Origin of the sequence: Bradyrhizobium sp. Gha (genome assembly GCF_900113735.1) — a bacterium.
Classification (GTDB): Bacteria; Pseudomonadota; Alphaproteobacteria; order Rhizobiales; family Xanthobacteraceae; genus Bradyrhizobium.
Map to the genome: position 1 here is coordinate 60,372 of NZ_FOQM01000018.1, position 24,847 is coordinate 85,218.

Genomic DNA, 24,847 nt, shown 5'->3' on the forward strand with positions numbered 1-24,847 from the left:
TCGTGAATGCCGCGACATGAACACCCCTCGAATTGAAGGCCAGCGCGCTTCCACCAGCGTGCGATCGCCGATCATCGTCAACCAGCTCGGCGCGGAGGTTCGTGCCGTCCTGGCCGATCACTGGTCGCGCCCGCTGATTATCGATCATCCCGCCGATCGCGCGCCATGGGAGATCGCCCCCGAGGCCGACGTGCTGCTGACGCGGCCGCTGGCGGGCTGGCACGGCGCGCCCAAGGAGAAACCAGCCGGCTGGCCGTTCGGCCTGCGCTGGATCCAGACCGCTTCGACTGGTGTCGATTTCTTTCCGGCCTGGTTGCTCGACAGTCCCGTGGTCACGGTCGGCCGCGGCATCTCGGCCGATCCGATCGCGGAATATGTCCTCGCGGCGATCCTCGGCTTCGAGAAGCGGATCCACGATATTCGCCCGCGTAGCCGTTCGGAATGGAAGATCGCCCCGCTGGGCTCGCTCAGCGGCAAGACGATCGGCATCGCGGGATTCGGTGCCATCGGCCGTGCCGTCGCCGAGCGCGTCAAGCCGTTCGGTGTCAACATCAGGGTTTTGCGGCGCTCGGCCTGGCCTTATGTCCCGCCGGGTATCCAGCCGGTCGATAGCATCGAGCAGTTGGTCGAGATCTCCGATCATCTCGTTCTCGCTCTGCCGGCGACGACCAAGACGGCACATCTGATCAACGCCGATGTGCTGGCACGCGCCAAAACGTCGCTGCACCTGATCAATGTCGCGCGCGGCCGCATCGTCGATCAGAGCGCGCTGTTGCAGGCGCTCGATGAGGGACGGATTGCCGGCGCGACGCTCGACGTCACCGATCCCGAGCCGCCGCCGGAAGGCGATCCGATCTATGGCCATCCCAAGGTCGTCCTGACCCCGCACGTGTCGTGGACGGGGGGCGAGGATGCCAAGCGGCTGGCCGACACGACGTTGGTCAACCTCGACGCCTATGCCCATGGCGTGGCGCTGGCCGACGTCTTCGACAGGAATCTCGAATACTAAAAGGAGCCGCAACAATGAACAAGGTCGTCGAGAAGCCAAAAAGATATTCCCTGGTCGAGCGCACGCCGGCGGCGACGTTCGAGGAGGAGCGGCTGCACCGCAAGCAGCGGCTTGCCGGAACGTTCCGCCTGTTCTCGCGCTACGGTTTCGATCAGGGCCTCGCTGGCCATGTCACCGTGCGCGATCCGGAGTTTCCCGAACGGTTCTGGATCAACCCGCTGTCAAAGCATTTCAGCCAGATCAAGGTGTCCGACCTTCAGCTGGTCGATCACGACGGCAACATCCTGATCGGCGACAAGCCGATCAACCAGGCCGGCTTCGTGATTCACTCGGCGATCCACGCAGCGCATCCGGAAGTGATCGCCGCCGCCCATACCCACTCGACTTACGGCAAGGCCTGGTCCGCTCTCGGCCGCCTCCTCGATCCGCTGACGCAGGATTCCTGCGCGTTCTACCAGGATCACGTACTGTTCGATCCCTTCTCCGGCGTCGTGCTGGAGGCGGAAGAGGGCCGCAAGATCGCGCAAGCCCTGGGGTCGAAGAAGGCCGCCATCTTGCAGAACCACGGCCTGCTCACGGTCGGACCGACCATCGAGGCGGCCGCATGGTGGTACATCGCGATGGACAATGCCGCGCGCGCCCAGCTGCTTGCCGAGGCCGCCGGCACGCCAAAGCCGATCCCGCACGAGATCGCGAGCCTCACCTCGCGGCAGGTCGGCACGCACAAGGGCGGCTATTTCAGCTTTCAGCCGTTGTGGGACTGGATCACCGCGGCGGAGCCGGATCTGTTCAACTAGGAATCGCCCTTGAGCCGCGCCGCCAGCTCGGCACATTGCTGCCGGATGTCGGGAACGGCAATGATCTCCCAGAACGCGGCCCGCGTCAGCGGGCCGACAGCGTAGAGGCGGCGCGAGGGAGATCCGTCACGTTTGATGATCGCGCAATCGGGCGCGACGTCGATGCCGATCCGCAATGGATCGATGCGGGCAAGACCTTGGTCGAGCAGGCTACGCACGGCCGGGTTGGTCGTGGCGCCGGGATCGCGAACGATACCGGTGCAGTCGATGATGGCTCCGACCTGCAGCTCGGACGCCTCGCTCTGGCCGCGCCGGCGATAGCGAACGAGGGCGCCGCCGGCGTTCGGTGTGACGGCGGCGAGCTTGCCGGCGATGACCGTCAAGCGCTTTGCCGCGAGAGCCTCCGCAATGCGCGCCTCGACCTCCGGCGCGGTGCGGTGGCGATGGACATCCCACCAGGCGCGGGCATGTTCCAGGAATCGGCGCCTGGAGCTCAGCGGCAGCTCCTGCCAAAGCCGCTGGGTGAAGGGCCTGATCGCATCGATGGCACCGCGCCAGTCGCCACCCGCAGCGACATGCATCTCGATGCGGCGGCGAAACCAGCGCAGCAGCGTGCCGATCTCGGCGCCGAACGGAATCTCGCTCTCGGCAAAGCGCATCGGATCGACGCGCCGATGCGCTCGCGGCAGCAGGCCGCGCCGGGACATCGCGACGATCCGCCCCTGATGTCCGTAGCGGAGCAGCGACAGCACATAATCGACCATCGAAAGACCCGTGCCGAGGATGAGCACTGTAGCCTTCGTGTCGATGCCGGCCTCGGCGGGTGAGGCCCAAGGTTCGGCATGGCCCGCCAGCAGCGGCGCTGCGGCATCATGGCCGGTCGCGAGAATGGCCGTGCTCCCGGTGATGTATGTTCCGTCTGCAAGGGTGACTGCGACGTCGGAGGGACCTTCGCGGATCGATACGCACTCGCCGCGCAGGATGGTCAGGCCAAGCGATCCGTGGCGAGATTTCAGCGGTGCGATCATATCGGCGAGATAGTCGCCGTAGGTCTGCCTGGGAACAAAGCAATAGGGATCCGGACACAGCGGCCCGCCGGGCCGTGCGCACAGCCAGTTCCAGAAATGTTCGGCATCATCAGGCAGCGCGCTCATATTCGTCACGCGGACGTTGAGCAGATGTTCGGGATTGCCTGCATGATAGGCAAGTCCGCGTCCGATCTCGGGCCTCTTTTCGATCAAGGTCACGCGGAGATCGGATGGATCGCTCTTCAACATCTGAAAGGCGAGAAGGACGCCGCTGGCGCCCCCGCCGATGACGATCGCGTGCCGCCCCTCCGGATCCATCGTGCCGTCCCCGTTCCGATCGCTCAGTCAACGTCGCAGAGCCGGTTCATCCTGCGGTTCAAATGCGTTGAGAGTCAGACCAGCACGATTTTCTCTTCTCAATCGGTCAAGGGTTGTCGTCTTCTGTTATGTGGGCCGTCGTTGGAATGATCTTGTCAAAATTCCCGTGAGGAACAGCTAAGCGTCGGCGGCGGCACGGAATTGCCTGTGCGGCGCGGCTGCGGCGCCCGTGACACCTGACGGGATCGAGGCCAGCAATGACCTCGTATACGGTTGCTGCGGATTGTCGAAGATGTCGGCGACGGTTCCATGCTCGACGATGCGTCCACGGTGCATCACCGAGACGGTGTGGGCAAGCTGGCGCACCAGCGCCAGGTCGTGGGAGACGAACACATAGGTCAGATCAAGATTGGCCTGTAGCGAAAGCAGGACTTCGACGATGCCGGCCTGGACGCTGACGTCGAGCGCAGAGGTCGGCTCGTCCAGCACGATCACATCAGGCTTCAGCACGAGTGCGCGGGCAATTGCGACGCGCTGGCGCTGGCCGCCCGACAGGGCCGCGGGCTTGCGGGCAAGGAAGTGCTCGCCGAGCCCGACGTCGGCCAGGGCCTCGCGGACCCGCTCGCCGCGCTCCTTGCGCGTTCCGATTCCGAAACGATCGAGCGGTTCGCGGACCAGCTGCTCGATCGTCCAGGTCGGGTCCAGCGAGGTGAACGGATTCTGATAGACCAGCTGAAGGTGACGCCACGCCGAGCGCAGCGCCTCCGGCGAGCGACCGGTGATCTCTTCGCCTGCGACCGAGATGGTGCCGCTGTCGGGTTGCTCGAGACCCAGCAGCAGTCGGACCGCCGTCGTCTTGCCCGAGCCGGACTCGCCGACCAGCGCGTGCGTGGTGCCGGCGGGAACGGCGAACGACACATCGCTGGCGGCCGTCAGCGTCTTGCCGTCGACGGTGAAAGTTTTGGTGACGGCGTTGACCGCGATCTTCGGCGTCGCAGCCTCGCCGGTCTTGAGGGCTCGCAAGCCGACGTCGCGAAGCGCGGCGTAACGGTCGGGGTTGAGTGCCGGGACATCGGCGCGCAGCTTCCTTGTGTAGGCCGATGCCGGCGAGGAGAAGACGGCAGCGGTCCGGCCGGCTTCCTGAATGACGCCGTCCTTAAGCACCACCAGCGAGTTCGCGCGTTCAGCCGCGATCGCCAGATCGTGGGTGATGAGCAGCAGGCTGATCTTGAGATCGTGCTGCAGCCGCGTGAGCAGGTCGAGGATCCGCTTCTGGATCGTGACGTCGAGCGCGGAGGTCGGTTCGTCCGCAACCAGCAGAGCCGGCCGCGGAAGGATCGCGAGCCCAATCAGCACGCGCTGAAGCATGCCGCCGGACAGATGGTGCGGATAGGAGTCGTAGATGCGTTGTGGGTTGTCGAGCCCCACCTCTGCGAACGTCTCCAGGATGAGCTGCTTGCGGATCGCCCTGTCGGGCTCGTCGAGCAGTGCCGCGGCCTCGTCGGCCTGGGCACCGATCGTCCGCACCGGATTGAGCGAGTTGGCAGGATCCTGCGGCACGAAGCCGATGGCGCGTCCGCGTAGCGGCCGGAAGCCGCGTTCGGAGATATCAAGCACCTCCTGGCCGTCGAAAGCGACGCGGCCGGTGGCGCGCCCGCTGCTCGGCAGCAGCCGCAGCACCGCGCGGGCGATCGTCGACTTGCCGGAGCCGGACTCCCCGATGAGCGCGAGGCTCTCGCCGCGGCCGAGGTCAAATCGCACATTGGTCACGACCTCGTGCGGCCCGTAGGAGACCGAGAGGCCATCGACCCGGAGCAGCGGAAGCGGGCGCAGCGGCACCGGCGCAGTGCGCTTGAAAATGTTGGCGGTCAGTCCGTCTTGCGGAGCCATCGGCTGATCCTGTTCACGGAGAGGACGGTCGCGATCGTCACGAAGGCGGGCGCGTACACCAGCCAGGGCCATTTCAAATAGTCCTTGCCGATCGAGATCAGCAGGCCCCAGTCGGAGGCGGGCGGCGGGTCGCCGTAGCCGAGAAACGCAAGGCTCGCGATCACAAGGATCGACAGGCCAAATTGCAATACGGCAAGCGGGAGCACCGAGCGCGACGCGTTCGGCAACACGTGCCGCAACAGGATGTGCCAGCGCGAGCCGCCCATCAGGAACGCCGCCTCGACGAAAGTCGCCCGCCGGGTCTTGATCACCTCCGAGCGCATCACCCGCGCGAACACGGCCACCGCCGAGACGCCGGTCGCAATCGCAGCATTGGTGGTGTCGAAACCGATCGCGGTGACGACGATGACCGCCAGCAGGAAGTTCGGGATCGCCAGCAGCACGTCGACCAGGCGGGCGAGCAGGATATCCACCCAGCCGCCGAGGAAGCCTGCGAGCAAACCCATGAAGCCGCCTGCAACCGCGGCGATGGTGACGGCGATGAGCGCACTCGTCACCGAGGACGCCGTGCCATAGACGACGCGCGTATAGAGATCGCGGCCGAGATGATCGGTGCCGAACCAGTGCGAGGCATTCGGGCTGAGCAGCTTCTCGGCGGGAACACCGACGATCGGGCTATGACCGGTGAACAGTTCCGGCGCCAGCGCCCAGGCAACCACGATCGCGATCACGGCGAAGGACAGCGCAACGGTTGGAGGAACGCGAACAGCGCTCAGCCGGCTGATCGACGTCCGCGAGTCGGAGAAGGAAGCGAAGGTCACGATGTCACCGCCGCGGTTACGGTAGCCGGACTGTCGTCAGCGGTGGTCGGGCGATATTTGCGATCCCCGATCAGCTTCACGCGCGGATCGAGCAGGGGGTAGCCGAGGTCGGCGAGCAGGTTGACGATCACGAACACCAGCGCCGCCAGCGATACGACCGCCTGGAGCACGGGCAAATCCTGCGTGCTCACGGAGCGCTGCACCAGGCTGCCGATGCCGGTGCGTCCGAACACCGTTTCGGTGATGAGCGAGCCGCCGAGCAGCTCGCCGATGGCGAGTGCGATCACGGTGACGACCGGGAGTGAAGACGGCTTGAGCAGATGCCTGGCAAAGAGGCGCATCTGCGTCAGGCCACGGCCGCGCGCAACGGCGGCATATTCCTGCTCGGATTCCTTGTCGAGATTGGCGATCAACACCTCGGCGATCCGTGCGGAGATGGGGATTCCGAGCGCGATCGACGCAAACAGCGTGGCCCAGAAACTGTTCGGTTCGATCACGCGGAACAGGCCGAGCTGGAAGCCGAAAACGTGGATCAGGATCAGGCCGATGACGAAGTTCGGCACCGACAGGAACAGCGACGGCAAGCCGCGCAGCAGGCCTTGTCCCAATCGTTTCGGTAGAAATTGCGTGCCGTAGCCGATCGTGACCGCCAGCAGCAGCGCGATCGCGAAAGCCGCGGAGGCAAGCGTGAGCGTCGAGGGCAGAACCTCCGCGATCAGGGTGGCCACCGGCCGGCTGGATCGCATCGACAGGCCGAAATCGCCGGTGACGAAATGGGACAGCGACGTCCAGAGCTGGACTGGGATCGGCTGGTCGAGGCCTTGGGCTGCAATGATCGCCTTGATCTCGTCTTCGGTGAACCCGTTTTGTGGGTCACGCAGCACGTTGGTGATGGGATCCCCCGGCAGGATGCTGACGACGACAAAAGTGAGGATGTAAGCCAGCACGCTGACAACGAGCGCCTGCGCGAGGCGCTTCGCTGCATAGGCAAGGTAGGCACTGTTCATGCCGGTCAGCTCCTACTCGCTGATCGTCGCCGTGTAGTAGCTGGCGTAGGCGACGCCGTTGTAGACTTCGCCCTTGAGCTTTGGCGATTGCACGTAGATGCGCTGGACGATCTGCGTGCGCGGAATGAAGTAGCCCTGCTCGAGTACGTATTTCTGCAGCTCGTCGAGGAGGGGCGCGCGGATTTCGGGCGAACCGGCGCCGGCGATCTTGTCGCGGAGATCGTTGAGCTTCGTGTCGCTTTCGCCGAGAGCGAACCAGTCCTCGCCATTGTTGGCGTTGGTGAGAATGCTCGCCACCGTGCCGGCGTCGATGAAGCTGCGCGTCACCTCATAGGCCGCAACGCCGGTGCCGCCGAACCTGACCTTCTCGCCGAACGTGACCACGTCATAGGCGCGGATGCTGACCTTCCAGCCGATCTTGCCGAGTTGCTGGGCGATCAGCTCGTCGATCGACTTCGACGTCGCAAGATATGGGTTGGAGAAGAGCGTCAGTGTCAGCTGCTTGCCGTCCTTGGCGCGGATGCCGCCGGCGCCCTTGATCCAGCCCGCTTCGTCGAGCAGCCTCTCCGCCTTGCCCGGGTTGTAGGCCAAGAGGTCGCTGTGGTCGGTCGCGCCGGGCACGTTGCTCTGGATGAAGGACGTCGCCAGCTTCCAGTCGGGCGTATAGACGGTATCGATGATCTCCTTGCGGTCGATGGCGGCCTGGAGCGCCTGGCGCACCTTCACATCGTTATACGGCTCCAGCTTGGTGTTGATCGCAAGGCCGTTGACGAAGCCGAGATAGCGTGGGGTTGCGGTGGTGAAGCCGGCCTCCTTGAGCGATTTTAATTCCTGCGGCGAGGGGCTGTAGGCGACGTCGGCCTGGCCGGATTGGACGGCCGCGACCCGCAACGATGGTTCCGATACGATCTTGTAGGTGATCGAGTTGAGATAGGCCGGGCCGGTGTGGCCGACAGCTGCCGGACCCCAATTGTAGTCCTTGCGCTTGACCAGCTTGACGAAGTCGCCCTCCTTCCAGGACGCGACCACGTACGGTCCGCTGCCCGATGTCCTGGAGAGGTCGGCCTGCTGGGCTGCGGGCTGCGCGAGCGTCTTCGGAGAGATGAGGATCGAGCCGTGATAGCCGAGCGTCGGAATGAAGCCGAGTGTCGGGGCCTTGAAAACGACCTTCAGGGTGGTCGCGTCGACGGCCTCGGCGCGGTCATAGGTCTTCGGAAACAGGCCGACCGGGTTGATGCCTTCGTTCTTCCGCCCGGCGTACCAGATGTCGAGATTGGCGACGACGGCGGAGGCATCGAGCGGGGTGCCGTCGGAAAAGGTGACGCCCTTTTTGAGGTGCAGGGTGAACTGCGTGGCGTCGCTGCTCTGCTCCCAGCTTTCGGCGATCCAGGGACTGACCTTGCCGTCGGCGTCGACATAGACGAGCTTGTCGGTCACGTGACCCCAGATGTGGCCCTGGAAGCTGGAGATGGAGCTGTTGTTCGGAATCCAGGTGCCGCCGAGCGAGTCGATCAGGAAGGTAATGTCGCCGCCGTTTGGTGGAGCGCCCGCGCTCAGAACTGCAGACTGGCCCGCCATTGCCGTCAAGGCGACGCCTGCCATCAGGGAAGTTGCGACCAGCAGGCGGCGTCTGGAGAGCAAGCTTGAAGATAAATGCGCGAACATGAATGACCCCGGATGATTGATGCGTCGATCGGATCGCGATGTTTCAGCACGATCAGCCTTTCTTCGTAGAAGAGGCGAAACAAGGAGACCTTGCCATTCCAAAGTTCGGGTGAGGTGGGCAACAAATGCCTCGAGATCCGGGTTATGGGCGCAATAGCTGTTTTATCCTCGCGCAAACGCTTAAGATCGCGGTCTGGATTACGATCGAAGACCGTTGCGAACTCAATCGTACGCCCCCTCAACACGTCAATTCGCGTGGCGCATCGTCGCCGTAAAAAGACCTGCGGCGTGTGCACGCGCCCGCACAGGACGTCGCGATAATGCCGCTCCAGCGGATTGGCGCGGCTAAGGCCGTGATTGCCGGTCAGCGAAAGTGCGTCCTCGACCACAGCGACCGCGTTGTTGGTCACCGCGCGAACTGATTGATTTCACAGCCCGCTGGCTCTTGACTTGCCACACCTGGCTCGCGGAGCGCAGATTGCGCTGCGATCAGCGCGCGCCCCAGCATCGCCCCGGAATATCCGCTCGATTACGTGGTTCGCGGCACCAAGCGTCCGATCGGGACGGTTTACGGCGAAGCGACGCTCACCGAGGTCAACCGCCATCTGCTGAACCGGACTCTCGTCATCCTCGCGAGCCAGGTGGCCAGGACGTTTCTCGTCTCGCTCGTCATCTTCTCCGTCCCGCGCGCAGCCTCAGCAAGAGCTGCTTTGCGCCTCGCCCCGATCGCCCGCCTCATCGACGAAGCGGCCATGCGCGGTGGACGGCAAGATCGCCGCGGTCGGCTCCTCGCTCGGCGGCGCCGAGCGCGTGATCGACGCGACCGGGCTCGTGGTGGCGCCCGGCTTCATCGATCTGCACGCCCATGGCCAGTCGATCCCCGCCGACCGCATGCAGGCGTTCGATGGCGTGACGACGACGCTCGATCTCGAAGCCGGCGTGCTGCCGGTCGGCTCCTGGTACGAGCGCCAGGCGCGGCGAGGTCGCGTGCTGAACTACGGCGCCGCCACCAATTGGGCGTTTGCGCGCATCGGCGCGATGACGGGCTCCAACGTGGAAAGTTCGCTCGAGGCATTCGGCAACGCCATGCGCGACCGCCGCTGGATGGACAATATCGCGACGGAGGCGGAACTCGCCGGAATCACCGAGCGGCTCGCGCGCGTCCTAAACGAGGGCGGCATCGGCATCGGCATCTTGAACGCCTATGCGCCGGGCGCCGGCGTGCAGGAGTTGACCGCGGTGTGCCAGCTCGCCGCAACGCAGAACGTGCCGACCTTCACCCATGTCGCCTACATGGCGCGCATCGCCCCCGAGAGTGCCGTGGAGGCCTATATCCGCCTGATCGGCTATGCCGGTGCGACCGGGGCGCACATGCACATCTGCCATTTCAATTCGTCGAGCAAGACCGACATCGCGCGCTGCCGCGTGCTGATCGAGAAGGCGCAGGCGCAAGGCCTGCCGATCACGGTCGAGGCCTATCCTTACGGCACCGGCTCGACCGTACTGGCGGCTGCCTTTTTCAGCGATCCCCAATTCGTCGAGCGCAATGGCACGGCTTACGATTCCGTGCAGCGCGTCACCGACGGCCATCGCTTCCATGACCGTGAGGAACTGCTCAAGGCCCAGGCCGAAGAGCCGTCCTCACTGGTGCTCTGGCACATTCTCGACACCGAGAACAATTGGCATCATCGCGAACTCCTCGACATGTCGGTGCTCTATCCCGGCGGCGCGATCGCATCCGACGCGATGCCGTGGACCCTGTCGGACGGCACGACCTACAAGGGCGACGCCTGGCCGTTGCCTGACGATGCCACCTCGCATCCGCGCTCGGCCGGCTGCTTCACGAAATTCATCCGCGAATGGGTGCGCGAGCGCAAAGCGATCCCGCTTTTGGAAGGCGTGCGCAAATGCGCGCTGATCCCGGCGGAGATCCTCTCGCAGAGCACGCCGGCGATGCGCAGCAAGGGCAGGCTTGCCAAGGACGCCGATGCCGACATCGTCGTGTTCGACTACGAGAAGCTCTCGGACCGCGCGACCTTCACCGCGATGAACCGTCCGTCGGAAGGCGTGCGGCATCTCGTCGTCAGCGGCCAGGTTCTGATCGATGACGGCCTGCTTGATGTCGCGGCGCGGCCGGGCCGGCCGGTGCGCCGTCCTGTCGTCGGGAGCTGATCCATGCCGGTCCCTGTTCTCCTGGTGACGGGCTTTTTGGGAGCGGGCAAGACCACCGTCGTCAATCATCTGCTGGCGAATGCGGACGGGCGGCGGATCGCGGCCGTCGTCAACGATTTCGGCGCGATCAACATCGACGCGCAGTTGATTGCAGGTGAGCGTGACGGGGTGGTCAGTCTTGCCAATGGCTGCATCTGCTGCTCGCTCCAGGGCGACCTGTTGCGCACGCTGTCGACGCTGCTGCGCCGTGATCCGAGGCCCGATTACATCGTCATCGAAACCAGCGGGGTTGCCGACCCCGCCGACATCGTCCGCAATCTGATGGACCCCGTGATCCTGCGCGAGGCGCCGTTGGAAACCGTGCTTTGCGTCATGGATGCGGCGACGCCGCCGGCGGCCCTGGAGGATGCGCTGCAGCGCTCGCAGCTGCGCGTCGCCGATATCGTGGCGTTGAGCAAGCTGGATCTGGCGGACGAAGGCGCAGGCGTGCGGATGCGCGGGGTCATCCGCGCGCAGCGCGTCCCGGCCGTGGTTGTCGATGCCAGGCACGGCGAGATCCCATCCGCGCTGCTGTTTCCTGCGAGCGATCGCGCGCCCGTGCCGCGCGAGCCGGGACCGAAGCGCCCGGCGGAAGCACGCTTCGAGACGCTGAGCTGGACCGCGGACCGGCCACTCTCGCTGCCGCACCTGCAGCAGGCGATCAACAAGCTCGCGCCGAAGCTGGCGCGCGCAAAGGGACTGTTCGAGACGATCGAGCAACCCGGGCGTCAGATGGTGTTCCAGTTTGCCGGCGGCCGCGCGACACTGGCGCCGGCTGATGCGCCTGCGGCGGGCGTACCGCGCGCGCGGATCGTCTTCATCGCCGAGCTCGGGGTGCTCTCGAAGGCCGAGCTGCACGAGCTCATGGACGGGTGTGTTGCTTCAGGTTGACGTGAGGCGATAGAGTCATTGCGCCCAACGTCAGCCGCCGGCTGTCGCGTTGCTGTGTCGATCCGAGGCCAAGGATGCCCCCCAATAGCCCACCCGTCCCTGCCGACGCCGCCTTACGCCGCGGTGCCAAGCCGGCCATCGTCTATCCCGCCGGGACGATGCCCGGGCCTGACATGGCCACGCTCGAATCCGCGCGGCGGACGATGGTCAAGACGCACGAGCTCATCGTGCCGCCCCGCGATGCTCGCGCCTTTCGTGTGGCGCGCGGCCAGTTCTTCCGCATCGTCGGCGTCGAAGGCCCCCAGGTCGGCGATCTCAATCTCTGGAACGCGGATGATCTCGCCGAGCGCTTCTTCAGCGGCAAGACGCGGGCGCTTCACGGCACCCATGTCGGCCTCGGTGATCGGCTCTGGAGCACGATGCCTTATCTGCGGCCGATCGCGACCATCAGTCACGATACGTTGGGCTGGTACGGTTTCGACGCCGATGGAGCCGGCATTCACGACGTCATCGGTACGCGCTGCGATCCCTACACCAATCTCCTGTTGAATGGCACGGCCTACGATTTCTGCTGCCACTCCAACCTGTCGCGCGCGCTTGCCGCCGAATTGAACGTCGATCCCGCCGCGGCGGAGCACCATGTCCACGACGTGCTCAACGTCTTCATGTGCACCGGCTTCACTGCCGACACGCACCAGTACTTCATGAAGGCCAGTCCGGTCCGGCCCGGCGACTTCATCGAGTTCTTCGCGGAGATCGACCTGCTCGGAGCGTTGTCGGCCTGTCCCGGAGGGGATTGCAGCGCGACCCATTCCAGCGATGTTGCGGCGTGTCATCCGCTCAAGATCGAAATCTTCGAGCCGGATCCAGCGACACTGAAGGGCTGGCCCTGGCCGGCGCCGAGTGCGTATCACCGTCACCACGGCGTGCAGGCGCAGGCGGAATAGCGCCGAATCGAATCGAGCGGCCGGCTGCTCCAGAAGCTGCAATGCCGACCCAGAAGCTGCAATCGCTCGAGAACGAGGTCAGCGCCTTCGTGGCGGCGTGCGGGCGGCCTGACGTGCAAGCCTGTTCGGCATTTTTCCGCGTCACGGCATCGCCCTCGACGTGGGCGAACTGTTTGTCTTGACATGACGTTCGCCGTGCTCGACGTGTAAAGACGTCGGTCAATGGCACTTCTGTGCCCGAAAAGAAAAGCACGCGGGAAGGACGTCATGAGCGCAGGTCTCGACGAACAGGACTACCTCGCCACCTTGCACGGCTTGTGGGAGAAGGCCTGGCCCAAGGGCCTGCCGCGTTTGCCGACCTATCTGCATGGCGAAGTACCCTTGACGGAATATCTCCGCGCCTGGGCGAAGCAGAGCCCTGCACGGCCCGCGGTGATCTTTTACGGGCACGTCACGACCTATGCGGATCTCGATGAGCAGAGCGATCGCTTTGCGGCGCTGTTGCAGGCCAAGGGCGTGCGCAAGGGCGATCGCGTCGCCGTCTTCCTGCCGAACTGCCCGCAATTCCACATCGTGTTCTTCGGCATTTTGAAGCTCGGCGCGGTCCATGTTCCCGTCAGCCCGCTGTCTCGCGCGTTCGAGCTGTCCTACGAACTCAACGACACCAATGCCGAGGTGATCGTGGCGTTGGACCAGCTCATACCCATCGTCGAGCAGGTCAAGCGCGAGGTGAGCCTGCGCGAGATCATCGTCACAAGCTTTGCCGATGTCATCCCCTCGACGCCCACATTTCCGACGCCGGATTCGATCCGCGCGCCCCGTATCGCGATCTCAGGCGCGACCGATCTGCTGCCTGCGCTCGCAGCACAGCCGGTGCCTGTGCGTCTGCCGCCGCCCGGCCTCGATGAGGTCGCTGCACTCAACTACACCGGCGGCACCACCGGCATGCCAAAGGGCTGCGTCCATACCCATCGCGACATGGTCTATACGGCCGCGGCCAATTACGGCATCTCGGTGCCCGCGGACGAGAGCAGCGTGTTCTTGTCGTTCTTTCCCGAGTTCTGGATCGCCGGCGAAAACGCCGGCCTTATCTTCCCGCTGTTCTCCGGCGGGACGTTGGTGCTGCTGGCGCGCTGGGATGCCGTCGGCGCCATGGCCGCGATCGAAAAGTACAAGGTCACCGTCACGGCGATGCCGGTCGATAGCGCGGTGGAGCTGATGGATCATCCTCGCTGGAGCGAGTTCGACCTGTCGTCGCTGAAGGAGGTCCGCGTCGTCTCCTTCGTCAAGAAGCTCAACGCCGACTATCGCAAGCGCTGGAAGGATCTCACCGGTACCCTCCTGATGGAGGCGGCCTGGGGAATGACGGAAACCCACACCTCCAACACGTTCACGTCAGGTTTCCAGGACGACGATTTCGATCTCAACAATCAACCGATCTTCGTCGGGCTGCCGGTCCCCGGCGCCGAGTTCAAGATCACCGATTTCGAGACCGGCGCATTGCTCCCGCTCCCCGCGGAGGGCGAGATCCGGGTGCGCACGCCGTCGCTGCTCAAGAGCTACTGGAACAAGCCGGAGGCGACTGCGGAATCGTTGATCGATGGCTGGCTGCGCACCGGCGACATCGGCACCATCGACAAGGACGGTTTCCTACACTTCCTCGGCCGTCGCAAGGAGATGCTGAAGGTCAAGGGCATGAGCGTGTTTCCCCCGGAGATCGAGGCGATGCTGGGGCAGCATCCGAAGGTGCTGGGCTCCGGTGTGGTGGGGCGCGACGATCCCGACAAGGGGCAGGTGCCGGTGGCCTATATCCAGCTCAAGCCCGAGGCGGTTGGCACGATCACCGCCGAGCACCTGCGCGCCTGGTGTGCCGAGCGCATGGCCGCCTACAAGGTCCCCGAGGTGCGCATCATCGAGGCGCTACCCTTGACGGCCACGGGCAAGGTGAAGAAGCAGGATCTCAATCCGAACCAGCCCATTGCAGTCTGAGCGTGAGAGCGATGTCGTTCAAGAAGCTCCTGATCGCCAATCGCGGCGAGATCGCCATCCGCATCGCCCGCGCCGCGGCTGACGCCGGCATTGCCACGGTTGCGATCCATCCGGCCGATGACGCGCTGTCGTTGCATGTGCGCGTTGCCGACGACGCGATCGAAATTCCCGGTCGCGGCGCGCGGGCCTATCTCGATATCGATGCCGTCGTGAGGGCGGCGAAGAGCGCGGGCTGCGATGCCCTGCATCCCGGCTACGGCTTTCTCAGCGAGAACGCGGCGTTCGCAACAGCCTGTGCGGATGCGGGCATCGTCTTCGTCGGACCGAAGCCGGCCGCGCTGGAACTGTTCGGCGACAAGGTCGCCGCACGGCAACTGGCGAAGCGTTGCGGTGTGCCGATCATATCAGGCACCAGCGGGCCGTCGTCGCTCGACGAGATTACGGCGTTCTTCACCTCGCTCGGCAACAATGCGGCGGTGGTGATCAAGGCGATGGCCGGCGGCGGCGGACGTGGCATGCGCGTGGTCGAGAACGCCGCAGATCTGGTCGAGGCCTATGCCCGCTGCCAGTCCGAGGCCAGGGCGGCGTTCGGCTTCGACGGCGTCTATGCCGAGCGGCTGATCCGGCAGGCGCGCCACATCGAGGTGCAGATCATCGGTGATCATCACGGCGCGATCGCTCATCTCTGGGAGCGCGAATGCACCGTCCAGCGCCGGCATCAGAAGCTGATCGAGGTGGCGCCGAGCCCGTCGCTGAGCGATACCTTGCGCGGCCGTATCATCGAGGCGGCCAGGCAGCTCGCGGCGGCCGCCTCGTATGACAATCTCGGCACGTTCGAGTTCCTGGTCGACGGCACCGCCGAGGACAGCTTCGCTTTCATCGAGGCCAATCCGCGGCTCCAGGTCGAACATACTGTGACGGAGGAGGTGCTCGGCATCGACCTCGTCCGCGCCCAGCTCGCAATTGCCGCGGGCGCATCGCTGGCCTCGCTCGGTCTCGCGCAGGGCGCGATCCCGAAGCCACGCGGCTATGCCATGCAGCTCCGCGTCAACATGGAGACGCTGGACGCGACGGGTGCGACGCATCCGAGCGGGGGCGTGCTCGCCGTATTCGAGCCACCGTCAGGCCCCGGTGTCCGCGTCGACAGTTTTGGCTATGCCGGCTACAAGACCAGCGCGGCGTTTGACTCGCTGCTGGCCAAGGTGATCGTGCACACGCCGGGCGAAGCCTGGCATGACGTCGTCGCCAAAGCTTCGCGAGCCCTGCGCGAGTTCCGGATCGATGGCGTCGTCACCAACATCGCCTTCCTCCAGGCCGTGCTGGCGCACCCTGACTTCCGGACCAATCGCATCGCGACCGATTTCATCGATCGCAACATCGCCAGGCTGGTCGAGGCGGCGGATGGCGCGGCCAAGCCGCTGTACTTTGCCGCGGCTGAGCGAGGCGGCGCTCACGGCACCGAGACCCAAATCGCGCAAGCCGTGCCTGAAGGCGCGGTGATGGTCGCAGCGCCCCTGCAGGGCACCATCGTCACCATTCAGGTCAGGGAAGGCGAGGTCGTGCGCCCGGGCCAGCAACTCGCCGTGATCGAGTCCATGAAGATGGAGCATCTGGTCATGGCCGAGCAGGGCGGCCGCGTCATGAAGCTCGCAGCCGGCGACGGCGTCACGCTGCTACATGGCGAACCGATCCTCTATCTCGAGCCGCTCGACGTCGCTGCCGATGCGTCGTCTGTCGAGACCGACATCGATCTCGACCATATCCGCCCCGATCTTGCCGAGTTGATCGCGCGGCAGGCCAACACGCTCGATGCAAACCGTCCGGCCTCTGTCCAGCGCCGGCGCAACACCAACCAGCGTACGGCGCGCGAAAACGTCGCGCAGCTGGTCGATGACGGCTCGTTCATGGAATATGGCAGCCTGGCCATTGCCGCGCAGCGGCGGCGGCGCAAGCTCGACGATCTCATCAAGAATACACCGGCCGATGGCCTCGTCATGGGCATCGCCACCGTCAATGGCGAGAAATTCGGCGGAGACGCCGCGCGCTGCATCGTGGTGGCCTATGACTACACCGTGCTTGCGGGTACGCAGGGCCACATGAACCACAAGAAGATCGACCGCATGCTCACGCTGGCGGAAGACTGGCGTTTGCCGCTGGTGTTCTATGCCGAAGGCGGCGGCGGCCGGCCCGGCGACACCGACCGGCTCGGCATGACCGGGCTTGATGGGCCGTCCTTCGTGCAGTTCGCAAAGCTCTCCGGCCTCGTGCCCGTCATTGGGGTCGTCTCCGGCTATTGCTTTGCCGGCAATGCCGCGATGCTCGGCTGCTGCGACGTCATCATCGCCACCAAGAATGCTTCGATCGGCATGGGCGGCCCCGCGATGATCGAAGGCGGCGGCCTCGGCGTCTATCATCCCGCAGAAGTCGGCCCGGTCTCGTTCCAGTCGCCGAACGGCGTCATCGATATCCTGGTCGAGGACGAGCAGGAGGCGACGTCAGTCGCGCAGAAATACCTGTCCTATTTCCAGGGCGCCGTGACGCACTGGGAAGCCGCCGATCAGCGCCTGCTCCGTCGCGCCATCCCGGAGAATCGCCTGCGTGTCTACGAGATCCGCAGCGTGATCGATCTGGTCGCCGACAAGAACAGCGTGCTGGAGCTGCGCCGCGACTATGGTCTCGGCATGATCACCGCGCTGATCCGCATCGAGGGAAAACCGTTCGGCCTGATCGCCAACAATCCCCGCCATCTCGGCGGCGCGATCGATGCCGACGCCGGCGACAAGGCCGCGCGTTTCCTCCAGCTCTGCGACGCCTTCGATCTGCCTGTTGTCTCGCTCTGCGACACGCCCGGCTTCATGGTCGGCCCGGAAGCGGAGAAGACCGCGATCGTGCGCCACGTCTCGCGCATGTTCGTGACGGGCGCGAGCCTTACCGTGCCGCTGTTCGGCATCGTGCTGCGCAAGGGCTACGGGCTCGGGGCGCAGTCGATGATCGGCGGCGGCTTCCACGCCTCGTTCTTCACCGCGGCCTGGCCGACCGGCGAGTTCGGTGGCATGGGCCTCGAAGGCTATGTCCGCCTCGGCTTCCGGAAGGAGATGGAAGCGATCGCCGACCCCGAGGAGCGCGAGGCCTATTATCGCAACAAGGTCGCCGAGCTCTATGCCAACGGCAAGGCGGTCTCGATCGCCTCGGTGTTCGAGATCGACAACGTCATCGACCCCGCGGAGACGCGGCGCTGGATCATGGCGGGCCTGCGCTCGGTGCCGAAGCCGGCGCCAAGGACGCAGAAGAAGCGGCCGTGCATCGACACCTGGTGAGCGCGGTGCAGCAATAGCTGCGTTCCGGTTCCCGATTGACATCCCCGCCTTTGGTGCCAGACTTTGCACGAGAATACAGGGTGGAGACGTCCGCGATGGCCAGCCTTTCGGCCTCGAACCATGTCGCCCGTGTCTTGTCCGTCGCCAATCATATGGCCGACGTCGACGCGGAGTCGCGGATCGCGAATTCCTGGCGGCGTTGTCTGATCAGCCACAAGCTCGACCCTGCCCGTCAGGGTCCGCCGCAGACGCTCACTGAGGCCGAGATCCGGCACGTCGCCGAGCCGCTGGAAGAGACCATCCGGTTGCTCACGCCCGAACTCGACGATCTCGCCCGCGTGCTCCGCGACGCCGGCTATTGCGTCAACCTCGCTGACGCGAACGCGACCATGCTGTTCAGCCGCCTGCCCGGCGAGGCCGATACAGAGATCTTCTTGCGCTGGAAGGTCTATACCGGCTCGAACTTTTCGGAAGCTTTTGAAGGGACCAACGGGCTCGGCACGTGCCTGGCGGAACAAAAGCCCATCCTGGTCCATCGCGATGAGCATTTTCGCGAGCAGTGGGGCATCTTCTCCTGCGCAGTGACGCCCCTGTTCGACCAGGCCGGACGTCTCGCCGGCGCGGTCAACATCACCTCCTGCCGCGATGACCTCAGCCGTGCCGCGCATCAGCTCGCGCTTGCGGTGACGATGGAAGCGACGCGGCGGATGGAGCGTGCGATCTTCCGCGATCATTTCCGCAACGCCTGGATCGCGACGGTGCCTGATAGCAGCGGCGGCGGCTTGCTCGCCTATGACGACGACCGCCGCATCGTCGGCGCCTGCCGCTCGGCGCGCGCCTTGCTCGGCCTCACCGACGGATTGATCGCCTCCGGCATCGATCTGTCACGCTATATCAAGCTCGACCATTCGCGCGACGCAGACGACATCGTCGAGCTTCGCCGCGCCGACGGCCGGCCGCTCGGTCGCAGCCACCTTGCCCCGCCGCTGCGCGCGAGATCGTCCACGCTTCGCCGTGATGCTCCGATCGATCGCTTCGACGCGCTGCACCGGCTCGCCGGCCGCGATCCAGGCCTGGTCAAGAGCGTGAAGCGCTTGCGGAGCATCGGCGATCACAATCTGCCGGTGCTGCTGCGTGGCGAGACCGGCGTCGGCAAGGACGTCTTCGCGCGCGCCATACATGCCGCCAGCAATCGCGCGCGCAACAATTACGTCGCGCTGAACTGCGCGGCGATGCCGGAGAGCCTGATCGATGCCGAGCTGTTCGGCTACGAGGCCGGCGCCTTCACCGGCGCGCGCCGCGACGGCTCGAAAGGCCTGATCGTACAGGCCGATGGCGGCACGCTGTTCCTCGACGAGATCGGCGACATGCCGATCGCGCTGCAGACGCGGCTGTTGCGCGTGCTGGAGAACCGCGAGGTCTGGCCGCTCGGCGCGCTCAAGCCGGTGCCGGTGGATATCCGCTTGATCAGCGCCACCCATCGCGACCTCGGCCGCATGGCGGAGGAGGGCGCCTTCCGCGCCGACCTCTATTTCCGCCTGCGCGGTCTGGAGGTTCGGTTGCCTGCCTTACGCGAGCGCGCGGATCGGGATGACGTCGTCCGCCAGATCGCGCGCGAGGAAGCGCCGGATTGCCGTATCTCGGGCGAGGCATGGTCGCTGCTCGCAGCCTATTCTTATCCGGGCAACATGCGCCAGCTCCGACACGTGCTCCGGCTTGCCGGCTGCACGGCCGAGGATGGGGTGATCATGGAGTCCGATCTCGATCTGCCGCCGTTCGGCGGGAGAGCGACGGAGGCTCTCGGAGCCGCCGAGCGCGCGACGATCATCGAAGTGCTGCGCAAGCACGGCGGCCGCGTCACCGAAGCTGCGCGGACGCTGAAGCTCAGCCGCGCCACGCTGTATCGCAAGATCAAGCAGTTGAAGATCGAGACCCCGCAGTAGCTCGCACTTACGAAAAATCCATCCAGCTCAGATGCCGCGAATCGAGGTCGCCGACTGAAACGGTCTCGCGGATTTCGTGCGGGGTGTGGAAGCTGCTGCGCAAATACACCAGTGGCGCGGCCGCGGCTGAATGCGACACGCCGCGCACCTTGCCGACGAAGATCGAGTGCGTCCTGGTCTCGAATTCCTGCGCCAGTACGCAGTCGAACGCGGCGACCGCGTCGGTCAGCACCGGAGCACCAGTGACTCCGCGCGTCCATTGCCCGAAGGCAAAACGGTCGTCGCCGTTGACGCCTTTCTGGCCGCTGAAGGTCAGCGCCAGCAGCGCGTGATCCTCGTGCAGGAAGTTGATCGCGAAGGCGCCTTCCTCGCGGATGCGGGTGTGCGCGCTGGCTTTGCGGTTGACGCAGACGATCAGCGAGGGCGGATTGTCCGACAGCGAACAGGCCGACGTCACCGTCAGCCCGGTGCGCTTGCCGTGCTCGGCGCCGACCGTGACCAGCGCGACCGCGCCGGCGCATTGGCGCATCGCCTGCTTGAAATCCTTGGCATCAAAAGGATTGGCGTCGACGCTCACGCGGACATCTCCGAAACAGTAGCGGGTGCGGCAGGTTCGCGCCGCACCCGCCGAGCGTCAAGCTGCCTTCTTTGCGGAGCCGAGATGCTTCAGGCGCGGCATCACCTCGTTCATCAGCAGCGAGAGCGAGTGGTGCCAGGCCTCCGGCTTGTGCTTGTAGTCGAAGCCGAACACGCAGAGCACGCCGAAGCCGCCGACCTCGTCATAGATCTTCTCGATCTTCTCCGCGACCGTCGCAGGCGAGCCGACGATCCAGTTCCGTTTGGCGCAATATTCGACGGTGACGTCGCTATCGGGCACATCGGGGGCGTGCTTCAGATAGTCCTTGAAGCCGAAATGCCCGAGCAGCGGCAGGAAGTACTCGCTCATCATCCGGCCCATCATGTCACCGGTCGAGAGCTTCCAGGCCTCTTCGTCGGTGTCGGCGACGAAGACCTCGCGCACCAGGCGCCAGTCGGCGCGGTTCGGCTTGCGTCCGGTCTTGGCGGCGCCGATCTCCACCGAATCCCAATGGCTGCCGACATAAGCCGGGTTGAGGTTCAGGCTCATCGGGATGAAGCCGCGTTCGCCGGCGAGCTTCAGCGTGTCCGAGTTCTTCGACAGTCCGGCCACGCCGATCGGCGGATGTGGCGCCTGCAGCGGCTTGATGTGCGGCTTGAGGAAGTCGAACATCGTGTCGGGCTTGGTCACCGTCCAGAACTTGCCCTTGTGCGTGAACGGTGCGGGCTCGCTCCACATCTTCAGGATGATCTCCAGCGCCTCGCGGGTCATGTCGCGGTTCTGCCCGCTCATGCCGTCGACGTTGAACATCGCCCAGTCGCTCGGCAAGCCTGAGGCCGCGACGCCGAAATTGAGCCGGCCCTCGGAGAGATGGTCCAGCATCGCGACCCGGTTGGCGAGCTCGGCGGGATGGTGATAGGGCAGCAGGAAGCCGCCGGGGCCGATGCGCAGGCGCTTGGTCTGCATCAGGGCCTGAGCGATCAGCAGGTCCGGCGTGGGATTGGGTTCCCAGGGCGCGGTGTGATGCTCGCCGATCCAGGCTTCCTGATAGCCGAGTTCGTCGAGCCAGCGCAGGACCTGCAAGTCCCAATCGTGTCCTTCCTTCAGGCCGCACTCCGGCGGATGCGAAGGCATCGTGAAATAGCCGATCTCCATGGTTTCCTCATCTGATGTTGACGCGTCTTGCTGCGCGCGTCCCCTTGAACGGAAACAGCTTCAGCAAGCGGTGTGCCAGCGCGCTTTGCGCCCGGCCCCGTGAGAAAAGGCTGGTTTGGAGCGGTAATAGCCGATATTCCGGGGCAGATTTGCCGAGCGTCCGTCTCATTGTCGCGAGACGGCGTCCTGGCGGTGAGACGAGGGATACGATTCGAAATGACCGAACCCGCATTCGTCGCGGTGGACTGGGGCACCAGCAGCTTTCGCCTCTGGCTGGTCGATCGCACCGGCCAGGTGCTGGCCGAGCGCCGCAGCGATGAGGGCATGCTGGCGGCGGCCAAGGCCGGCTTCCCCAGCGTGCTGCAAGCGCACCTCGCCGCGGTCCAAGCGCCTGATCATCTGCCGGTTCTGGTCTGCGGCATGGCTGGCGCCAAGACCGGCTGGGTCGAGGCCGGCTACGTCGACACGCCGGCGCCGTTGTCCGCGGTCCTCCAGCAGGCCGCCCGCGTGCCGGGCGAAGTGCGCGACATCCGCATCCTGCCGGGCATCGCACAGCGCGACGCATCCGCGCCCGACGTGATGCGCGGCGAGGAGACGCAATTGCTCGGCGCGCTTGGCCTCGAGGCCGCGGGCGAGGCCCTGGTCTGCATGCCCGGCACCCATTCGAAATGGGTGCGGGTGAAGGACGGCAGCGTTGCGCATTTCTCCACCTTCATGACCGGCGAGCTGTTCAGCGTCGTTTCGCGCGAGACGATCCTGTCGCTTGCCATCGCCGGCGCCGATGATGCCGAGGATGTCGCGAGCTTCAAGGCCGCCGTGAAAGCCGCGTTCGAGGCGCCGGCCTTCGCGGCCAATCACCTGTTCACAGCGCGGTCGCGGCAGCTGCTGTTCGGCGGCACGCCGGCGGCGGCGCGCGAGACATTGTCGGGCACGTTGATCGGCGCAGAGCTCGCGGCGGGCCTCTCCGGCAGCGTGCCGAAGTCCGGCATCTCGCTGATTGCGTCGGGCCGCCTGGCGGCACTTTACCGCCAGGCTTTCGGTGCGCTGTCGGTTACCGTGAACCCGATCGATGCGGATGAAGCGGTGCGCCGCGGCCTGTCGAGGGCGGCTGCGGCGATCTGGACCAAGTAGAAGGATCTTTGAGATGAGCGTTCCCTTTCCGCCGATGAAGCGGCCCCTGGTCGCGATCCTGCGCGGCGTCAAGCCGGAGGAAAGCGAGGCCATCGTCGGCGTGCTGATCGAGGCCGGCATGACCGCGATCGAGATTCCCCTGAACTCGCCCGATCCGTTCCGCTCGATCGGCATGGCCGCGAAGCTCGCCCCTGCCAACGTGCTGATCGGCGCCGGCACGGTGCTGAGTGCGCCTGATGTCGATCGCCTCAACGAGGCCGGCGGCAAGCTCATGGTGGCGCCGAATGTCGACACCGAGGTGCTGGCGCGGGCGCATCAGCATGGCATGGTGACGCTGCCCGGCGTGTTCTCGCCGACCGAGGCGCTGCTCGCGGCGGGCTCCGGCGCCTCGGGCTTGAAGTTCTTTCCGGCGAGTGTGTTGGGTGCGTCCGGCATTGCCGCGATCCGCGCGGTGCTGCCCGCAGGCGTGATGATCGCCGCGGTCGGCGGGGTCTCCGACCAGAATTTTGCCGAATACATCAAGGGCGGCGTGACGGCCTTCGGGCTCGGTTCCAGCCTCTACAAATCAGGCATGTCGGCCGCCGACGTCGCTGCGCGCGCGAAAGCGACGATCGAAGCCTATGACCGGGCGATTGCGAAGGACTGAAACCCCATAAGGCCGTGATGCCCTAACGCTCATGCGTTGTCCCGTCTTGCTGCATTAGCGGGGTCAGGAGACCGACGAACAGCGCGTCTAGCCGCGCTTCGCCGACGGCGCAGGCAATTGCTCATGGCGGCGCTGGAAGCGCTGCCAGTGCAGCACGATGCCGATCAGTGCGGCGGGCGCGAAACCGAGCGCGATCAGGAACTGCGGCAGCTCCTTCGGCGAGATGAAGGCGATCGCGATGTCGGAGATAAGCCAGAGCGCAGCGAACATCACCGCGAAATCGGTGCGCGGGCAGCGCAGATAGTAGAACACGGCGGTGATGACCACGGCGGGTCCGATCGCGATGGCGATCATGACCGCCGTCAGCTCCTTCGGCGTCACCGCGTCCAGCACCATCGAGGCCAGCAGCCAGATGGCGGCAAACATGGCGATGATGTCGATCGGGTGTCGCAACCGAATACCTTTCGCGAGCTTGCGCTATCGTTGAGTCCCAAGCCTTCGACGTCGAGCCTTCGACGTCGAGCCTTCGACGTTAAGCGTTCGACATCAAGCCTTCGACGTCAGGCCCGTTCCGTCAAGTAAAATACGCCTGTCACTCGTCGTTTCCGGGCGCCGGACGCAACATGAAATGGCCGAAAGCGGAGGCGATCGGCTTGCCCGGCTCGTCCTGCCAGGCGCGTGCCTCAAAGGCGACGATACGCCGTCCCTGTTTCACGATCGAGACATTGGCAATGGTATCCAGCGCCCGGCCGGATCGTAAGTAGTTCACAGTCAGCCCGATCGGCTTCGGCAGCGTCGCGATTCCGAGCTCGCGCCGTACGCCGATGATCGCTGTGGTTTCGAGAAAGGCGCCGGTCATGCCACCATGGATGGCCGGCAGGATCGGGTTGCCGATGATCTTTGGCGAGAACGGCATCGTCAGCGTGCCGTCATCATTGACGCGAATGCCGAGGGCGCGCGCGAACGGGCTGTTGGCGAACGGACCGTCGGGATCGTCCGGCGCCTCCAGGGTCGGAATGCTGCGCTCCTCCATCGGGCGATCCGCGAGCATGTTGGTGCGGTTGGCGCCGATCATGAAGCAGGCGGTGGCGGTCGCCACCGGATCGTCCTCGGACTCCTGGTAGGCCGTGGAGCGAACGAACGCGATCGAGCGCGTGGTGCGATAGCAGACCGAATGCGCCTTGATGGCGAGGCCAGGCGTCGCCGGCTTCTGGTAGTCGATGCGCAGATCGAGCGTCGCGATCGCGCTGGTGCCGTCGAGCGCGAGCTGCACCGCCATGCCGCAGCTCTCATCCAGCATCGCGGTGACGACGCCGCCATGCAGCACGCCAGTGTCGGTGTCGCCGACGAAGACGGGGCGATAGGGCAGGCTCGACCACGCCTCGCCCGGTGCGAACCGCTCGAGCTGGAGCCCGCTGATACGGCCGTAATCGGAACGGCGGCACTTGATGGCGTCGGCGAGTTCCTCGAACGGAAGCGTGGGCGATGAGGTAGACATGGTGACG

18 protein-coding genes and 2 pseudogenes are annotated in these 24,847 nt (G+C 65.4%); 10 read left to right on the forward strand and 10 right to left on the reverse strand.

The features are described 5' to 3' along the window. The first annotated feature begins 16 nt into the window (after nt 1-16). Entirely contained in the window at nt 17-1,009 is a 993-nt protein-coding gene (locus BM222_RS21520; RefSeq protein ID WP_092231652.1) for an NAD(P)-dependent oxidoreductase, read from the forward strand. Between the two features lie 14 nt (nt 1,010-1,023). After that, a complete protein-coding gene (locus BM222_RS21525) occupies nt 1,024-1,806 on the forward strand; it encodes a class II aldolase/adducin family protein (RefSeq protein ID WP_092231655.1) in 783 nt (260 codons plus the stop codon). Here BM222_RS21525 and BM222_RS21530 read toward each other — a convergent pair. The 6 genes and pseudogenes from BM222_RS21530 to BM222_RS21555 form a co-directional block, all read right to left on the reverse strand. Continuing rightward, nucleotides 1,803-3,152: an FAD/NAD(P)-binding protein gene (locus tag BM222_RS21530; RefSeq protein WP_092231658.1), complete on the reverse strand. Its 1,350-nt coding sequence runs from the start codon at nt 3,150-3,152 to the stop codon at nt 1,803-1,805. The genes BM222_RS21525 and BM222_RS21530 overlap by 4 nt on opposite strands. Nucleotides 3,153-3,329: 177 nt before the next feature. Then, a complete protein-coding gene (locus tag BM222_RS21535; RefSeq protein WP_092231661.1) occupies nt 3,330-5,042 on the reverse strand; it encodes an ABC transporter ATP-binding protein in 1,713 nt (570 codons plus the stop codon). Next, nucleotides 5,021-5,863: an ABC transporter permease gene (locus tag BM222_RS21540; RefSeq protein ID WP_092231664.1), complete on the reverse strand. Its 843-nt coding sequence runs from the start codon at nt 5,861-5,863 to the stop codon at nt 5,021-5,023. Before BM222_RS21540 ends, BM222_RS21535 begins: the two co-directional genes overlap by 22 nt. Then, entirely contained in the window at nt 5,860-6,870 is a 1,011-nt protein-coding gene (locus BM222_RS21545) for an ABC transporter permease (protein ID WP_092231668.1), read from the reverse strand. Before BM222_RS21545 ends, BM222_RS21540 begins: the two co-directional genes overlap by 4 nt. Before the next feature lie 12 nt (nt 6,871-6,882). Next, a complete protein-coding gene (locus BM222_RS21550; RefSeq protein WP_244547205.1) occupies nt 6,883-8,472 on the reverse strand; it encodes an ABC transporter substrate-binding protein in 1,590 nt (529 codons plus the stop codon). Nucleotides 8,473-8,816: 344 nt separating this feature from the next. After that, a pseudogene (locus BM222_RS21555) lies at nt 8,817-8,945 on the reverse strand (acyl-CoA dehydrogenase family protein); the annotation flags it as partial. Between the two features lie 346 nt (nt 8,946-9,291). On the opposite strand from BM222_RS21555, the pseudogene BM222_RS21565 reads away from it, so the two are divergent. The 6 genes and pseudogenes from BM222_RS21565 to BM222_RS21590 all read left to right on the forward strand — a co-directional run. Further along, nucleotides 9,292-10,707, forward strand: a pseudogene (locus BM222_RS21565) (amidohydrolase family protein); the annotation flags it as partial. A 3-nt stretch (nt 10,708-10,710) separates the two neighbouring features. Beyond that, nucleotides 10,711-11,637 (forward strand): CobW family GTP-binding protein, encoded by a 927-nt coding sequence (locus BM222_RS21570; RefSeq protein ID WP_092231681.1) that lies wholly within the window; start codon nt 10,711-10,713, stop codon nt 11,635-11,637. Between the two features lie 74 nt (nt 11,638-11,711). Continuing rightward, nucleotides 11,712-12,584: an urea carboxylase-associated family protein gene (locus BM222_RS21575; RefSeq protein WP_092231682.1), complete on the forward strand. Its 873-nt coding sequence runs from the start codon at nt 11,712-11,714 to the stop codon at nt 12,582-12,584. Between the two features lie 267 nt (nt 12,585-12,851). Further along, nucleotides 12,852-14,573: an AMP-binding protein gene (locus BM222_RS21580; protein WP_092231684.1), complete on the forward strand. Its 1,722-nt coding sequence runs from the start codon at nt 12,852-12,854 to the stop codon at nt 14,571-14,573. Nucleotides 14,574-14,584: 11 nt separating this feature from the next. Then, complete coding sequence (locus BM222_RS21585; protein ID WP_177243358.1) at nt 14,585-17,890, forward strand: acetyl-CoA carboxylase family protein; 3,306 nt, start codon at nt 14,585-14,587, stop codon at nt 17,888-17,890. 95 nt (nt 17,891-17,985) lie between these two features. Then, complete coding sequence (locus BM222_RS21590; RefSeq protein ID WP_177243359.1) at nt 17,986-19,833, forward strand: sigma-54-dependent Fis family transcriptional regulator; 1,848 nt, start codon at nt 17,986-17,988, stop codon at nt 19,831-19,833. Between the two features lie 7 nt (nt 19,834-19,840). Here BM222_RS21590 and BM222_RS21595 read toward each other — a convergent pair whose 3' ends face one another. Both BM222_RS21595 and BM222_RS21600 read right to left on the reverse strand, forming a co-directional pair. Beyond that, nucleotides 19,841-20,410, reverse strand: coding sequence for a flavin reductase family protein (locus BM222_RS21595; RefSeq protein ID WP_177243360.1), 570 nt, complete (start codon nt 20,408-20,410; stop codon nt 19,841-19,843). A 57-nt stretch (nt 20,411-20,467) separates the two neighbouring features. Next, a complete protein-coding gene (locus BM222_RS21600; RefSeq protein WP_092231689.1) occupies nt 20,468-21,565 on the reverse strand; it encodes an LLM class flavin-dependent oxidoreductase in 1,098 nt (365 codons plus the stop codon). Nucleotides 21,566-21,781: 216 nt separating this feature from the next. Here BM222_RS21600 and BM222_RS21605 point away from each other — a divergent pair, with 216 nt between their 5' ends. Together BM222_RS21605 and BM222_RS21610 are read left to right on the forward strand one after the other, a co-directional pair. Beyond that, the gene (locus BM222_RS21605) at nt 21,782-22,696 is read left to right on the forward strand and encodes a 2-dehydro-3-deoxygalactonokinase (RefSeq protein WP_092231692.1); all 915 of its coding nucleotides are present in this window, start codon (nt 21,782-21,784) and stop codon (nt 22,694-22,696) included. Nucleotides 22,697-22,709: 13 nt separating this feature from the next. Next, a complete protein-coding gene (locus tag BM222_RS21610) occupies nt 22,710-23,342 on the forward strand; it encodes a 2-dehydro-3-deoxy-6-phosphogalactonate aldolase (protein ID WP_092231695.1) in 633 nt (210 codons plus the stop codon). An 87-nt stretch (nt 23,343-23,429) separates the two neighbouring features. Here the strand turns inward: BM222_RS21610 and BM222_RS21615 are convergent, their stop codons facing one another. Both BM222_RS21615 and BM222_RS21620 read right to left on the reverse strand, forming a co-directional pair. Then, complete coding sequence (locus tag BM222_RS21615) at nt 23,430-23,795, reverse strand: hypothetical protein (RefSeq protein ID WP_177243361.1); 366 nt, start codon at nt 23,793-23,795, stop codon at nt 23,430-23,432. Between the two features lie 139 nt (nt 23,796-23,934). Further along, on the reverse strand, nt 23,935-24,840 hold the full coding sequence (locus tag BM222_RS21620) for a PaaI family thioesterase (protein WP_092231697.1): 906 nt from the start codon (nt 24,838-24,840) through the stop codon (nt 23,935-23,937). Nucleotides 24,841-24,847: the final 7 nt, after the last annotated feature.

Coding starts and splice junctions, on each gene's coding strand:
- BM222_RS21535 (WP_092231661.1), bottom strand. CDS start 5,042: ATGGCTCCGCAAGACGGACTGACCGCCAACATTTTCAAGCGCACTGCG.
- BM222_RS21545 (WP_092231668.1), bottom strand. CDS start 6,870: ATGAACAGTGCCTACCTTGCCTATGCAGCGAAGCGCCTCGCGCAGGCG.
- BM222_RS21525 (WP_092231655.1), top strand. CDS start 1,024: ATGAACAAGGTCGTCGAGAAGCCAAAAAGATATTCCCTGGTCGAGCGC.
- BM222_RS21620 (WP_092231697.1), bottom strand. CDS start 24,840: ATGTCTACCTCATCGCCCACGCTTCCGTTCGAGGAACTCGCCGACGCC.
- BM222_RS21600 (WP_092231689.1), bottom strand. CDS start 21,565: ATGGAGATCGGCTATTTCACGATGCCTTCGCATCCGCCGGAGTGCGGC.
- BM222_RS21590 (WP_177243359.1), top strand. CDS start 17,986: ATGGCCAGCCTTTCGGCCTCGAACCATGTCGCCCGTGTCTTGTCCGTC.
- BM222_RS21550 (WP_244547205.1), bottom strand. CDS start 8,472: ATGGCAGGCGTCGCCTTGACGGCAATGGCGGGCCAGTCTGCAGTTCTG.
- BM222_RS21580 (WP_092231684.1), top strand. CDS start 12,852: ATGAGCGCAGGTCTCGACGAACAGGACTACCTCGCCACCTTGCACGGC.
- BM222_RS21570 (WP_092231681.1), top strand. CDS start 10,711: ATGCCGGTCCCTGTTCTCCTGGTGACGGGCTTTTTGGGAGCGGGCAAG.
- BM222_RS21530 (WP_092231658.1), bottom strand. CDS start 3,152: ATGGATCCGGAGGGGCGGCACGCGATCGTCATCGGCGGGGGCGCCAGC.
- BM222_RS21605 (WP_092231692.1), top strand. CDS start 21,782: ATGACCGAACCCGCATTCGTCGCGGTGGACTGGGGCACCAGCAGCTTT.
- BM222_RS21575 (WP_092231682.1), top strand. CDS start 11,712: ATGCCCCCCAATAGCCCACCCGTCCCTGCCGACGCCGCCTTACGCCGC.
- BM222_RS21610 (WP_092231695.1), top strand. CDS start 22,710: ATGAGCGTTCCCTTTCCGCCGATGAAGCGGCCCCTGGTCGCGATCCTG.
- BM222_RS21520 (WP_092231652.1), top strand. CDS start 17: ATGAACACCCCTCGAATTGAAGGCCAGCGCGCTTCCACCAGCGTGCGA.
- BM222_RS21585 (WP_177243358.1), top strand. CDS start 14,585: ATGTCGTTCAAGAAGCTCCTGATCGCCAATCGCGGCGAGATCGCCATC.